We start from the raw sequence: 12,515 nt of genomic DNA, 5'->3' as shown, positions 1-12,515 counted from the left end.
AGACATCCCGTCTCCGCGCGCATACCGCCTTGATAAATCTGCTCGTCCATCTACGCTTTGAAAAAATGACCTGCCGCGTGGCCCTGCGATCCAATGGATATTATCAACGCCTTAATCGATGAGATTTATCACGGCAGCTTTCCGGTCGCGGCACGTGAACGTCTGCTTTCGCACATTCGTGCCGCGCGCGATACGGTAAAACTGCCGCGCAAGGCGCACTGGGATGAGAAAGATGTGGTGCTGATCACTTACGCCGATCAGTTCCGTGAACCCGAACAGCCAACCCTCGCCAGCTTTTCGCGTTTTTATCAGCAGCATCTGCAATCCACTTTCAGCCTGGTGCATCTGTTGCCGTTTTTTCCCTACTCTTCGGACGATGGCTTCTCGGTTATCGACTATCACCAGGTCAATCCGATCTGCGGCGACTGGCAGCACATCAGCGCACTGCACCGCGAGACGCGCCTGATGTTTGATTTTGTCTGCAACCACATGTCGGCGCACAGCCGCTGGTTTCAGCACTTTCTGGCGCTGGATCCCGGTTGGGATGATTTCTTTATCAGCATGCCGCCCGCCACCGATCTTAGCGCGGTGACGCGTCCACGCACCTCGCCGCTGCTCACGCCGTTTGCAATGGCCAACGGCGAAACGCGCTATATCTGGACCACCTTCAGCGCCGACCAAATCGACCTCAACTTTGGCAATCCGGAAGTGCTGATTCGCATGGTTGATGTGCTGCTCGATTACCTGATCAAAGGCGCGGATTATGTGCGGCTCGACGCGGTCGGCTACATGTGGAAAACGCCGGGCACTAACTGCATTCACCTGCCGAAAACGCATCAGCTGGTGAAGCTGTTTCGCGCCATCGCCAATGAAGTCGCGCCCGGCACGGTGATCGTCACCGAAACCAACGTGCCGCATAAAGACAACATCAGCTATTTCGGCAACGGCAAAGATGAAGCGCAAATGGTGTATCAGTTTTCGCTGCCGCCGCTGGTGCTGCACGCCATTCATTCCGGATCGGCACGTGCGCTGCGTCAGTGGGCCAGCACGCTGGATTTGGGCGGCGGCACCACCACTTTCTTTAACTTTCTCGCCTCGCACGATGGCATTGGATTGAATCCGGCACGCGGCATTTTGTCGGAAGTGGAGATTGTGGCGTTGGTGCGCGATTTGGCGCTGGAAGGCGCGCTGGTCTCGTACAAGAACAATGCTGATGGCACCACTAGCCCATACGAAATCAACGTCACCTATTTTGATGCGCTTAATCAGCAAGACGATGACGATGACACGCGGCTGCGTCGCTTCCTGTTGGCGCATGCGATTCTGCTGTCGTTTCCCGGCGTACCGGCGATCTACATCCAAAGCATTCTCGGCTCGCGCAACGATAACGACGGCGTGCGCGCGGCGGGTCACAACCGCGCCATCAATCGTCAGAAATACGACCTGCATGAAATGGAGCAGTGGATTAGCGGCGGCAATCCGCTACGTCAGCAGGTGTATGAACGCCTTAGCGCACTGATTCAGCTACGTACCCGACAATCCGCATTTCATCCCGATAACCCGATGACGCTGCTGGAGAGCGAGAATACCTTGCTGGTCCTGCGTCGCCATCAGCCGGACAGCGAAGAGGGTTTGCTATGCGTGTTTAATCTCAGCAGTCATGAGGTGACGACGCAATTACCGCTGACGCGGCTTGTGCAGGATGTGATTAGCGGGGATAAGCTGGATGGCAGCCAGCCTTTGACGCTGGCTGCATGGCAGTTTATGTGGCTGCGGTAAACTCCGTGATCAGCTGCGTAAATTCATCCGCGTGAGAAATGAAAGGCGCATGCGCCGCTTTCTCCATCACCACCGAGGATGAATCTGGCCAGCGAGCATCCAGTTCTTCTGCGATACGACGCGGTACCAGCCCATCGAGATAGCCGTAAATGCGCAGGAACGGCAACGGCAGATCGTCGAGCGCGGCACGTAAATCGTCCTGACGCAAAATCTCTAATCCCCCTTCCAGCACCCCAACCGACGGCATCGGCTGCGATAAAACCACCTCTTTCAGCTGGCGTGCATCCTGCCGCGCATTTTCCGTGCCCATGGTTTGCAGCGCCAGAAAACGCTCCACGGTGCGCTGGAAATCAGTACTCAGCTGCTGCTGAAAATTTTGCAGCGTTTCGGGCTTGATGCCCGGCCATTCATCACGCGCGGTAAAACACGGCGATGAGGCGACGGTGATCAGCGCTGCAACGCGCTGCGGCTGGGTTAGCGCCAGCTGACTGGCCACTAATCCACCCAGCGACCAGCCGAGCAGCACTGCGCGATCGGGCAGCTGTGGCAACAACTGTTGCGCCATTTCCGCTAAGGTCAGCGGCCCAAAATTCTGGCTGCGGCCAAAGCCCGGCAGATCCACCAGATGCAGGCGAAAATGCGGGCTGAGTCGCGGAATCATGTTTTGCCACACTTCGGCATTCAAACCCCAGCCGTGCAGCAGCACAAGATCGCGATCGCCCGTGCCTGCGGTGTGCCAGTAAAGCGAACTCATCGGTTACACTCCGGAAAAGTGAAAAGGAGGTCGCTATGCTACCAATCCCGGCACTGTGTTGGCTATGCCGCCTGCCGCTGCAGATTGCCAGCCACGGTTTGTGCAGCCGCTGCGTACAGCAAATTCCGCGCCTGCCGGAACTCTGTCCGTGCTGCGGGTTACCGGCCAGCGGAACTCAACCTTGCGGGCGCTGCCTGCGTCGCCCGCACCCGTGGCAGACCCTGAGCTGCGTCAGCGATTACCTGCCGCCGCTGAGCGATTGGGTGCAGCAGCTGAAGTTTTCTCGCGTAACCGCACTCAGAGTGATGCTGGCGCGGCTGATTTTGTTAAAATTGTTAACAATGCGTCGTGATTACCGGCTGCCGCGTGTAGATTTGGTGCTGAGCGTACCGCTGCATCGTCGGCGCGCCTGGCAACGCGGCTACAATCAGGCGGCGCTGCTGGCAAAACCGCTGGCTCGCTGGCTGGGCTGTGAATATCGCGAAGGGGTCAAGCGTATACGACACGGCGCGGTCCAGCATTTATTGAGCGCCAGCGCGCGCAAAAAGAATCTGCGCGCTGCCTTTCGCCTTGAAATACCGGTGCGCGGACGCCATATCCTGCTTATCGACGATGTTGTGACGACCGGAAGTACCGTGGCGGAAATTAGCCGCATCCTGCTGGCGCAAGGCGCGGCCAGCGTACACATTGGTTGCCTGTGCCGTACCTTGTAGAGCGTCGGTGTTGGGCGTATTATAACCAAGTAATTTAGTCAACTATTGAGCAATCGCCATGATCGTTATTACTGATGCTGCGCAAGAGCACTTCTCAAAATTGCTGTCCAAACAAGAAGATGGCACTCAGATTCGCGTATTCGTCATTAATCCGGGTACGCCAACCGCAGAATGCGGTGTTTCTTACTGCCCACCCGATGCAGTAGAAGCGACTGATACCGAATTTAAGTTCGAAAAACTGTCCGCCTATGTTGATGAGCTGAGCGCACCGTACCTTGATGACGCGGAAATCGACTTTGTTACCGACAACCTCGGTTCGCAACTGACGCTGAAAGCGCCAAACGCCAAAATGCGTAAAGTCTCTGACGATGCGCCGATGGTGGAACGCGTGGAATATCTGCTGCAAGCGCAGATTAACCCGCAGCTGGCTGGCCACGGCGGTCGCGTATCGCTGATGGAAATCACCGATGACGGCATCGCCATTCTGCAATTCGGCGGTGGCTGCAACGGTTGCTCGATGATCGACGTGACGCTGAAAGATGGCATCGAGAAAGAGCTGCTGGCAGCCTTCCCTGAGCTGAAAGGTGTGCGTGATTTGACCGAGCACCAGCGCGGCGAACACTCGTACTACTGATTTAGCACGCGGCAGCGACCCGACGCTGCCGCGCGTTCTCTAACGCTTCCTGCGCCCTGTATTGACCGCAGTAAGCAAGCCCGGCACTTTTCCTCTGAACATCTCTTCTAATGTGACGCTTAACTTGCGCCGCCAGTTTGGATATTCATCTACCGTGCCCGGCACGTTGACCGGCGAGGTCATAGCCAGCCAATCCTCTGGTTGCAACCCCAGTAATGCGCTGTTTGTTTGCGCCAGATAGCGGTGGAAGCCGCGATTGAGCACCGGCGTGAAGGATACTCGGCTGGCCACTTTACTTTGGCGTGCAGGCAACGTATTCATCTGATGCAGCGCATCTAACAGCGCCTGTTTTTGTTTATCCCTTTCTCCCAGCAAGGGAATCAACACGCTCTCTTTGTACAAGCCCAGTTTGTGCCCCAGAGAAAGATCCTTAAATCCCCAGAATCCCGCCAGCGTCGGCAAATCATGGGTACTGGCGCTGGCAATCGACTGTGCGGGATAATCGTGCGGCTGACGGTAACTGCCATCGCCGTGCTGCTCGAAGAACAACACTTTCCACGAGAAAATGCCGCTGTTGCGCAGCAGGCTGACGATTTCTTTCGGCACCGTACCGAGATCTTCACCGATCACCATGCAGCGATGGCGCTGACTCTCCAGCGCGAGGATCGCCAGCAGATCGTGCACCGGATACGCCACGTAAGCGCCTTTATCCGCGCTTTCGCCGTAGGGGATCCACCACAAACGCAGCAACGCCATGACGTGATCGATGCGCAGTGCGCCGCAGTCGCGCATGTTGGCGCGCAGCAGATCGATAAACGGCTGATAGCCACGCGCGCGCATCACATGCGGATCGAGCGGCGGCAAACTCCAGTTTTGTCCCTGCGGACCGAGACGATCCGGCGGCGCGCCGACGGATGCACCAAGCTTGTAAAGCTCCGGATCCTGCCAGGTTTCCGCGCTACCCTGCGCCACCCCGACCGCCAGGTCGCGATATAATCCCACTTCCATACCAAGTTGCTGGCTGATCTGACAGCAGATGGCGAACTGCTCTTGCGCTACCCACTGCAACCAACTCCAGAACTGAAGCTCATCCTCGTGCTGCGCGCACCATTGCTGCACCTCCGGCAACAAGGCATTGCGCCAGCCTTCCGGCCAGTGCGCCCAGCCCCATTCATCGGGATGTTGCTGGCTGCGCTCGGCAAGAATGCCATCAAACGCCGCCTGATAACGCAGATGATCGCCGCCCTCGACGATAAATTGCTGGAACGAAGCATCGTCAGCGGCGCGAGGCTGAAAGCGCTGCCAGGCAAAGCGCAGCGCGGTCAATTTCAGTTCGGCCACTGCGCTGTAATCGACAAACTCGGCCGCGCGCGCTTGCTCCAGCGCCTGGCGTGTTTTCGCCCTTGCCCACCAACGCTGGGCTGACTGGCTGCGCTGGAAATCTTCCAGCCGATTAACGTCGATATACAACACGTTGAGCCAGCGGCGCGAGGTTGGGCTGTAAGGACTGGCGTTTTCTGGCTGTGCAGGATAAAGCGCATGCAAAGGATTGAGGCCGACAAAATCACCGCCATAATCGGCGACCTTCTCCAGCATGTGCGCTAAGTCGCCGAAATCACCGATGCCCCAATTGTCATCCGATCGCAACGTGTAAAGCTGCACCAGCGCGCCCCACAGTTTCTCGCCTTGCTCGATGGATTCGGGGATAAAGCAACGTCGCGGCGCGATGATAATGCGCGTCTGCCACTGCTGGCGGCCTTTGCGCAATGTGAGCAGGTGATAACCTTGTGACAGACGCGGCGGCAGCGTGAGCAATTCGCCGCCCTGCACCTCGCCGCTGAAGCTTTTGCTCTGTTCGGTTTGCAGCTGCCAGGAAAAAGTGCCGCTGCCTTGTGGCGTCAATTGGCGTTTGCTGCGTGCGGCAAAGACCTGCACCGGCGGCAGCGGTGGCGCTTTGCCGGTGGGCGTTTCCATGACCGCCAGCAACGCGCGTTTGGTCTCATCACTGATAGTTTCCGACTCGCCATGCGCATTAATAAAGCGCAGCGAAATGCCAGCATCCTGTGCCGCCTGATCCAGCTTGTTAAGCGTCATTGCTTCTCCGAAATTTGTAGGGTCGCCATTCATGGCGACCGAAATATCGATTAACGTGCCGTCTGCCAAATCCGCTGCTGGTAATCGCGAATCGAGCGGTCAGAACTGAAACGGCCAGTATGTGCGGTATTCAGAATGGCCGCGCGTGTCCAGGCGTCCTGATTCTTCCACAGCGCTTCCACCTGCTGCTGTGCGGCGATGTAGGCATCAAAGTCAGCCAGCACCAGCCAGGGATCGCCATTTTTGGTCAGGCTCTGCAGCATCAGATCAAACGCGTGCTTATCGCCGTCGCTGAACTTGCCTTTCTCCAGCTCCTTCAGCAATCCATCCAGATAAGGATTCTGTTTGCGCAGCTTTTTCGGGCTGTAGCCGCCCGCCTTCAGCGCCTTCACTTCGTCCACGCTGTTACCGAAGATAAAGATATTCTTCGCGCCCACCGCTTCGGCAATCTCCACGTTAGCGCCGTCCAGCGTGCCAATGGTGAGCGCACCATTGAGCGCCAGCTTCATATTGCCGGTGCCGGACGCTTCATAACCGGCGGTAGAAATCTGCTCGGAGAGATCGGCGGCCGGAATCATCAACTCTGCGGCGGTGATGCGGTAATCCGGGATAAACACCACTTTGAGGCGATCGCCGACGCGCGGATCGTTGTTAATCACCTCCGCCACTTTGTTGATGGCATAGATGATGTTTTTGGCGAGGTAATAGCCGGGCGCGGCTTTGGCGCCAAACAGGAACACGCGCGGCACAAAGTCGGGGTTATCCGGGTTATCGCGCAGCTGGCGATAGCAGTGCAGCATATGCAGCAAACTGAGGTGCTGACGTTTGTACTCGTGCAGCCGCTTGATCTGTACGTCAAACAGCGCATCCGGATTGATATCAATGCCGGTCACGCGCTTGATGTAGAGCGTTAAGCGCTGCTTGTTTTGCTGCTTGATGTCGCGGAACTGCTGACGAAACGCCTTCTTGCGGGCAAACGGTGCCAGCCACGCCAGCGCATCAAGATCGTTGGCCCACTCAACCTGCAAGCTGTCATCAATCAGCGTCGATAGCAGCGGGTTGCATTGTTTTAACCAGCGGCGCGGCGTAATGCCGTTGGTGACGTTATGGAATTTATTCGGCCACAGCCGGTGATATTCCGGGAACAGATCTTTCACCACCAGCTCGGAATGCAGCGCCGCCACGCCGTTGACGGCGAAACAGCTCACCACGCACAGATTCGCCATGCGCACCTGACCGTCAGCCACCACCGCCAGCTTGTGCCAGGTGGCTTTGTCATCCGGCCACTGTTGCTTCACCACCTTTTTCAGGCGGCGATTAATCTCACGGATAATCAACATATGGCGCGGCAACAGGTCACGTACCAGCTTCTCATCCCAACGCTCCAGCGCTTCCGGCATCAGCGTGTGATTGGTGTAGGCAAAGGTGCGGCTGGTGATGTGCCACGCATCGTCCCAACTCAATTGATGCTCGTCCAACAGCACGCGCAGCATCTCTGGAATGGCGATGGTAGGATGCGTGTCGTTAAGCTGGATCACTTCGAAATCGGGCAAAGTGCGAATGGCGCGCCCGGCGAGATGATGGCGCCGCAAAATATCGCCCACCGCGCAGGCGCACTGGAAATACTGCTGCATCAGGCGTAGTCGCTTACCTTCGGCATGATTATCATTGGGATAGAGCACTTTGGTCAGCTTGTCGGCGTCGATGCCTTGCTGCTCGGCCTGCAGAAATTGGCCGTTGTTAAACGCGGTGAGATCGAACGGCTGCGCGCTGGTGGCTTTCCACAGTCGCAGCGGCAGCATGATGCCGTTGCGATAACCCACCACCGGCAAATCCCAGGCTTCGCCTTTGAGGTGAATTTTAGGTCGCCAGAGGATGCTGCCATCGTGATTCTCTTTGACCTTGCCGCCAAGGCCAACCTGCACATCCAGCGCGGCGTTATGGCGGAACCACGGATAGCGATCGCGCTGCCAGTCATCCGGCGCTTCCTGCTGCTGTCCATCGGTAAACGTCTGGCGAAACAGGCCGTATTGATAGTTGAGGCCGTGGCCCATCGCGGCCTGGCCGACGGTCGCCATTGAATCCATATAGCAGGCGGCTAAGCGCCCCAATCCGCCGTTGCCGAGTGCCGGATCCACTTCCTCTTCCAGCAGTTCGCTCAGCTCAACCTGATGTTCCGCCAGCGCGGCTTGCACCTCATTGTACCAGCCAAGATTAAGCAGATTGTTGCCGGTTAAACGCCCCAGCAGAAACTCCATCGACAGATAGTTGACGAGACGCTGCCCTTGTTTAGGTGGCGCAGGTGGCTGCGTCGCCAGCATTTCTGCCAGCACGCTGCTCAGCGCTTGCCACCATTGGTGCGGTGTCATTTGCTGGGCGGACGTGAGTCCAAGATGTTGCCATTGGCGGGTAAGAGCGGCGTCGAAACGTGTTTTATTGAATTTTTGCTGCGACATATCAATCCCTTCGTGTCCGTTAACGGTAAAGCCGGGGCGAGCGCAAGAGGTGAATGGATAAGTAAAGCTGGGGGCGCAGAAAAAAGCGACAGGGAAATGTGAGTACCAGGAAAAAAATCGTGCACGCTGGGTGTCGAACGGTCGCCATTCATGGCGACCGTTTACCGCGCTATCAACACAATTCGAGGTGAACTTCGTGCTGTTCAATCACTTTCAGCACGCTGGCCGGCGGGCTTTGATCGGTATACATGTAATCAATCAGGCTCATATTGCCGAGGTTGACCATCGCATTGCGGCCAAACTTCGAGTGATCCACCACCAGCATCACGCAGCGCGAGTTTTCGATAATGGCGCGTTTGGTGCGCACTTCATGATAATCGAACTCCAGCAGTGAACCATCCATATCAATACCGCTGATACCGAGAATGCCGTAATCGAGGCGGAACTGCGAAATGAAGTCCAGCGTCGCTTCGCCCATGATGCCGCCATCGCGCGTGCGCACTTCGCCGCCGGCGATAATCACGCGGAAATCCGGTTTCGCCATCAGCAGAATCGCTACGTTGAGGTTGTTGGTGACGACGCGCAGATTATTGTGATTGAGCAGCGCATGCGCCACCGCTTCCGGCGTGGTGCCGATATCAATAAACAGCGTGGCGCCATCAGGGATCTGGCTCGCCACACGCTCGGCGATACGCGCTTTCTCCGCCGACCACATCATCTTACGATCCTGCCATGCGGTGTTTTCTGAGCTGGACGGCAGCGCCGCCCCGCCGTGATGGCGCATAATTTTGTTCTGATCGGCCAGGTCGTTCAGGTCACGCCGAATGGTTTGCGGGCTGACTTCAAAGTGATCCACCAGCTCTTCGGTACTGACATATCCCTGACGCCGGACCAGATCGATAATGGCGTCATGACGTTGCGTCTGCTTCACATCTCTCTCCTCGGCTCGTAGCCGCTTCTTTTATTGGTGCTGCTAACGACGCGTAATCTTACGCGTATCAACAAATGCCATCGCTAAGCCCACCAGCAAGCCGGTGACGTGCGCGGCGTTGGCGATCGACAGACCAAATGCGCCGTACCAGCCAATCACCAACCAGACAACCGCGAAGCCAATCAGGCCGCGCTCAAGATAAATACCACTTTCGGGATCGCGCTCGCCGCGCAGCCAGCAGTAACCCATCAGCGCGTAAACCACGCCCGACAAGCCACCAAACAGCACGCCGCTAAACTTGGCCTGCATCCAGCCGGTCAGCAGCGCGGAGATCAGCATAATCACAAACAGCTTACCGCTGCCGAGACGCTTCTCGACGGCACCGCCGAGATACCACCACCACATCAGGTTGAACAGGATATGCAGCAGCGAGAAGTGCAGCAGCGCATGGCTAAACCAGCGCCACACCTGGAAATATTGCGAAGAGTCCGCCGGCCACGCCAGCCAATCCAGCGCCACATCATCACCGACGATCTGCATCAGGATAAACACCGCGATGCAGGCGATCATGAGGGTCATGGTGAGCGGACCTGCGCGTTCGCGAATGCTAGCCCAGATGTTGGTGCGCTCGTAACGTAAGCCACTTTCGGTGCTGCCGCTATGCCAGCTGGCCGCCTGATAGCGCGGATGGTTGGGATCGCGCACAAACTGCGCGAGTTCGTTTTCGACCATCTCAAACTTACTGTCATCATCCAACATGATGACGAAGTGGCTTTCGCGTTCAATGCGTAACGTCACGCCGCGTGTCGCCATGTAGTCGACAAACGCCTGCGCCATGCGCGGATTATTAAACTGGGTGATGCGCATCATGCGGTGCTCTCCTTCCTTATGCGATGGGCTTAGGCGTCGCCGAGGGCAACCTGCGCCGGGAATGCCGCGCGCCAGGCGTCAAATCCGCCGTCAATGCTGTACGCCGCGCTGAATCCCTGGCCCAGCAAAAACTGCGCCGCGCCTTTGCTGCTGTTGCCGTGATAGCACATCACCAGCACCGGCAATGCCTGATTCGCGTTGGCAATGAAATCCGCCAGATTGTCATTGGTCAGATGCTGCGCGCCCGCCGCGTGGCCCATCATAAAGCTCTGCGGATCACGGATATCCACCAGCTGCGCACCTTGTGCCAGATGCTCTTGCGCCTGCAGGACATTAATACACTCGAAGGTTTCCATGGTGTCTCTCATTACTTGGTCACAATTAGCGGTTAAAAAATTACCGGTGTTGCTGCCAGGTCGCCATGAATGGCGCCCCTACGATTGCCCGGTGTAGGGTCGCCATTCATGGCGACCTAAACATGCTCAACTCATAAGCATTACACAATTAGCGCCTAGTTTAACCTGAGAAGCCGCCGCGATAACCTGACAACTTATAGGGTTATGTGATTTTTTTCCTGTCGGAATGTTAGCTATATCACGCAAAAATGTTTTTATTCAGTTAACTGCTGGCGTCTATGTTGGTTTCCGATTATTATTACGCTCGAAAACGAACATTTTAGAACTATTCCGAACATCGGAGGAGATGACGTGGAAACCAAAGACCTGATCGTGATCGGCGGCGGCATTAACGGAGCCGGCATTGCAGTGGACGCTGCAGGACGCGGACTGTCGGTGCTGATGCTGGAGGCGCGGGATTTGGCCTGTGCAACCTCCTCTAACAGCTCGAAATTGATTCACGGCGGCCTGCGCTACCTTGAGCACTATGAATTCCGCCTGGTAGGCGAAGCCTTAGCAGAACGTGAAGTGCTGCTGAAAATGGCGCCGCATATCGCCTTCCCAATGCGCTTCCGTCTGCCGCACCGTCCGCATCTGCGTCCGGCGTGGATGATCCGCATGGGCCTCTTTATGTACGACCGCCTCGGCAAACGCACCACGCTGCCGGGCAGTAAAAGCCTGCGTTTTGGCGCGGATTCGGCCCTCAAGCCGGAGATCACGCGCGGATTCGAATATTCTGACTGCTGGGTTGATGATGCGCGCATGGTGGTTCTCAATGCGCAGGAAGTGGAAAAACAAGGCGGCGAAGTTCGCACCCGCACTCGCGTGACCCGCGCCTGGCGTGAAGCCGGTTTGTGGATGGTAGAAGCCGAAGATATTGATACCGGCAAAACCTACACCTGGCGCGCTAAAGGTCTGGTCAATGCGGCCGGTCCGTGGGTAAAAGAGTTCTTCGACGATGGCCTGAAGCTGAAATCGCCGTACGGCATTCGTCTGATCAAAGGCAGCCACATCGTGGTGCCGCGCGTACATCGCGAAAAGCAGGCGTATATCCTGCAGAACGAAGATAACCGTATCGTGTTTGTCATTCCGTGGATGGATGAGTTCTCCATCATTGGTACCACCGACGTGGAGTACAAAGGCGATCCGAAAGACGTGAAGATCGATGACAACGAAATCAGCTACCTGCTGAAGGTGTTCAACGGACACTTCAAACAACAGCTGAGCAAAGATGACATCGTCTGGACTTACTCGGGCGTGCGCCCGCTGTGCGATGACGAATCGGACTCACCGCAGGCCATCACCCGCGATTACACGCTGGATGTGCATGACGACAACGGCCAGGCACCGCTGCTGTCGGTATTCGGCGGCAAGTTGACCACCTATCGCAAGCTGGCGGAACATGCGCTGGAGAAACTGACCAGGTACTACCCGAACATCGGCCCAGCATGGACCAAAAACGCGGTATTACCGGGCGGTGATTTCTCCGGTTCACGCGATGATTACGCCGCTGGCCTGCGTCGTCGCTATCCGTTTATCAGCGAAGGTATGGCGCGTCACTTTGCCCGTACTTACGGCAGCCGCACCGAAGAGCTGCTGGCAGACGCGAAGGGCATCGACGATTTGGGCGAGAACTTCGGTCACGAGTTCTATGAAGCCGAGCTGCGTTACCTGGTGAAAAACGAATGGGTGCGCGAGCTGGATGATGCGATTTGGCGTCGTACTAAACAAGGTATGTGGCTAAACGAAGCCGAGCAGGCGCGCATCGCCGAGTGGCTGGCGGTCAACGCGCAGAAACCGGCGTTGTCGTTAGCGTCATAATATAAAAACGGGGCGTCGTAAATGACGCCCCGTTTACGTAGGGTCGCCATTCATGGCGACCTTTTTAA

General features: G+C 56.8%; 10 protein-coding genes. 4 read left to right on the top strand and 6 right to left on the bottom strand.

Features of this window, described 5'->3' with window-relative positions; all coding sequences use genetic code 11:
- Nucleotides 1-93: 93 nt before the first annotated feature.
- Nucleotides 94-1,779, top strand: coding sequence for an alpha-amylase family glycosyl hydrolase (locus tag RTM06_RS07350; RefSeq protein WP_312181042.1), 1,686 nt, complete (start codon nucleotides 94-96; stop codon nucleotides 1,777-1,779).
- On the opposite strand, the gene bioH is transcribed toward RTM06_RS07350, so the two are convergent.
- Nucleotides 1,763-2,533, bottom strand: a complete 771-nt coding sequence (gene bioH / locus RTM06_RS07345) for a pimeloyl-ACP methyl ester esterase BioH (protein ID WP_312181040.1) — start codon at nucleotides 2,531-2,533, stop codon at nucleotides 1,763-1,765. The genes RTM06_RS07350 and bioH overlap by 17 nt on opposite strands.
- Nucleotides 2,534-2,568: 35 nt before the next feature.
- Between bioH and gntX the strand changes: the two genes are divergently transcribed.
- Together gntX and nfuA are read left to right on the top strand one after the other, a co-directional pair.
- Nucleotides 2,569-3,246, top strand: a complete 678-nt coding sequence (gntX, locus tag RTM06_RS07340; RefSeq protein ID WP_312181038.1) for a DNA utilization protein GntX — start codon at nucleotides 2,569-2,571, stop codon at nucleotides 3,244-3,246.
- Between the two features lie 58 nt (nucleotides 3,247-3,304).
- Nucleotides 3,305-3,880 carry a Fe-S biogenesis protein NfuA gene (gene nfuA, locus RTM06_RS07335; RefSeq protein WP_008107927.1) on the top strand — a complete coding sequence of 192 codons (576 nt, stop codon included), beginning with the start codon at nucleotides 3,305-3,307 and terminating at the stop codon, nucleotides 3,878-3,880.
- A 39-nt stretch (nucleotides 3,881-3,919) separates the two neighbouring features.
- On the opposite strand, the gene malQ is transcribed toward nfuA, so the two are convergent.
- From malQ to glpE, 5 genes are all read right to left on the bottom strand, one after another.
- Entirely contained in the window at nucleotides 3,920-5,974 is a 2,055-nt protein-coding gene (gene malQ / locus RTM06_RS07330; RefSeq protein ID WP_312181036.1) for a 4-alpha-glucanotransferase, read from the bottom strand.
- A 50-nt stretch (nucleotides 5,975-6,024) separates the two neighbouring features.
- On the bottom strand, nucleotides 6,025-8,430 hold the full coding sequence (gene malP / locus RTM06_RS07325; protein WP_312181034.1) for a maltodextrin phosphorylase: 2,406 nt from the start codon (nucleotides 8,428-8,430) through the stop codon (nucleotides 6,025-6,027).
- 172 nt (nucleotides 8,431-8,602) lie between these two features.
- Complete coding sequence (locus RTM06_RS07320) at nucleotides 8,603-9,361, bottom strand: DeoR/GlpR family transcriptional regulator (RefSeq protein WP_008107931.1); 759 nt, start codon at nucleotides 9,359-9,361, stop codon at nucleotides 8,603-8,605.
- Nucleotides 9,362-9,403: 42 nt separating this feature from the next.
- Nucleotides 9,404-10,228 carry a rhomboid family intramembrane serine protease GlpG gene (gene glpG, locus RTM06_RS07315; protein ID WP_312181110.1) on the bottom strand — a complete coding sequence of 275 codons (825 nt, stop codon included), beginning with the start codon at nucleotides 10,226-10,228 and terminating at the stop codon, nucleotides 9,404-9,406.
- Between the two features lie 32 nt (nucleotides 10,229-10,260).
- Nucleotides 10,261-10,587, bottom strand: coding sequence for a thiosulfate sulfurtransferase GlpE (glpE, locus tag RTM06_RS07310; RefSeq protein ID WP_008107933.1), 327 nt, complete (start codon nucleotides 10,585-10,587; stop codon nucleotides 10,261-10,263).
- A gap of 351 nt (nucleotides 10,588-10,938) precedes the next feature.
- Here glpE and glpD point away from each other — a divergent pair, with 351 nt between their 5' ends.
- The gene (gene glpD, locus RTM06_RS07305) at nucleotides 10,939-12,447 is read left to right on the top strand and encodes a glycerol-3-phosphate dehydrogenase (RefSeq protein WP_312181031.1); all 1,509 of its coding nucleotides are present in this window, start codon (nucleotides 10,939-10,941) and stop codon (nucleotides 12,445-12,447) included.
- Nucleotides 12,448-12,515 lie beyond the last annotated feature (68 nt).

It is taken from the genome of Pantoea sp. CTOTU46764 (assembly GCF_031974595.1).
Taxonomy (GTDB): domain Bacteria; phylum Pseudomonadota; class Gammaproteobacteria; order Enterobacterales; family Enterobacteriaceae; genus Pantoea; species Pantoea trifolii.
The sequence above is the reverse complement of the archived record's forward strand: the minus strand, read 5'-3'. Positions and strand labels throughout refer to the sequence as shown.

Excerpts from the sequence above, each read along its gene's own strand:
- RTM06_RS07350 (WP_312181042.1), top strand. The coding sequence starts at position 94 with ATGGATATTATCAACGCCTTAATCGATGAGATTTATCACGGCAGCTTT.
- bioH (WP_312181040.1), bottom strand. The coding sequence starts at position 2,533 with ATGAGTTCGCTTTACTGGCACACCGCAGGCACGGGCGATCGCGATCTT.
- gntX (WP_312181038.1), top strand. The coding sequence starts at position 2,569 with ATGCTACCAATCCCGGCACTGTGTTGGCTATGCCGCCTGCCGCTGCAG.
- nfuA (WP_008107927.1), top strand. The coding sequence starts at position 3,305 with ATGATCGTTATTACTGATGCTGCGCAAGAGCACTTCTCAAAATTGCTG.
- malQ (WP_312181036.1), bottom strand. The coding sequence starts at position 5,974 with ATGACGCTTAACAAGCTGGATCAGGCGGCACAGGATGCTGGCATTTCG.
- malP (WP_312181034.1), bottom strand. The coding sequence starts at position 8,430 with ATGTCGCAGCAAAAATTCAATAAAACACGTTTCGACGCCGCTCTTACC.
- glpG (WP_312181110.1), bottom strand. The coding sequence starts at position 10,228 with ATGCGCATCACCCAGTTTAATAATCCGCGCATGGCGCAGGCGTTTGTC.
- glpE (WP_008107933.1), bottom strand. The coding sequence starts at position 10,587 with ATGGAAACCTTCGAGTGTATTAATGTCCTGCAGGCGCAAGAGCATCTG.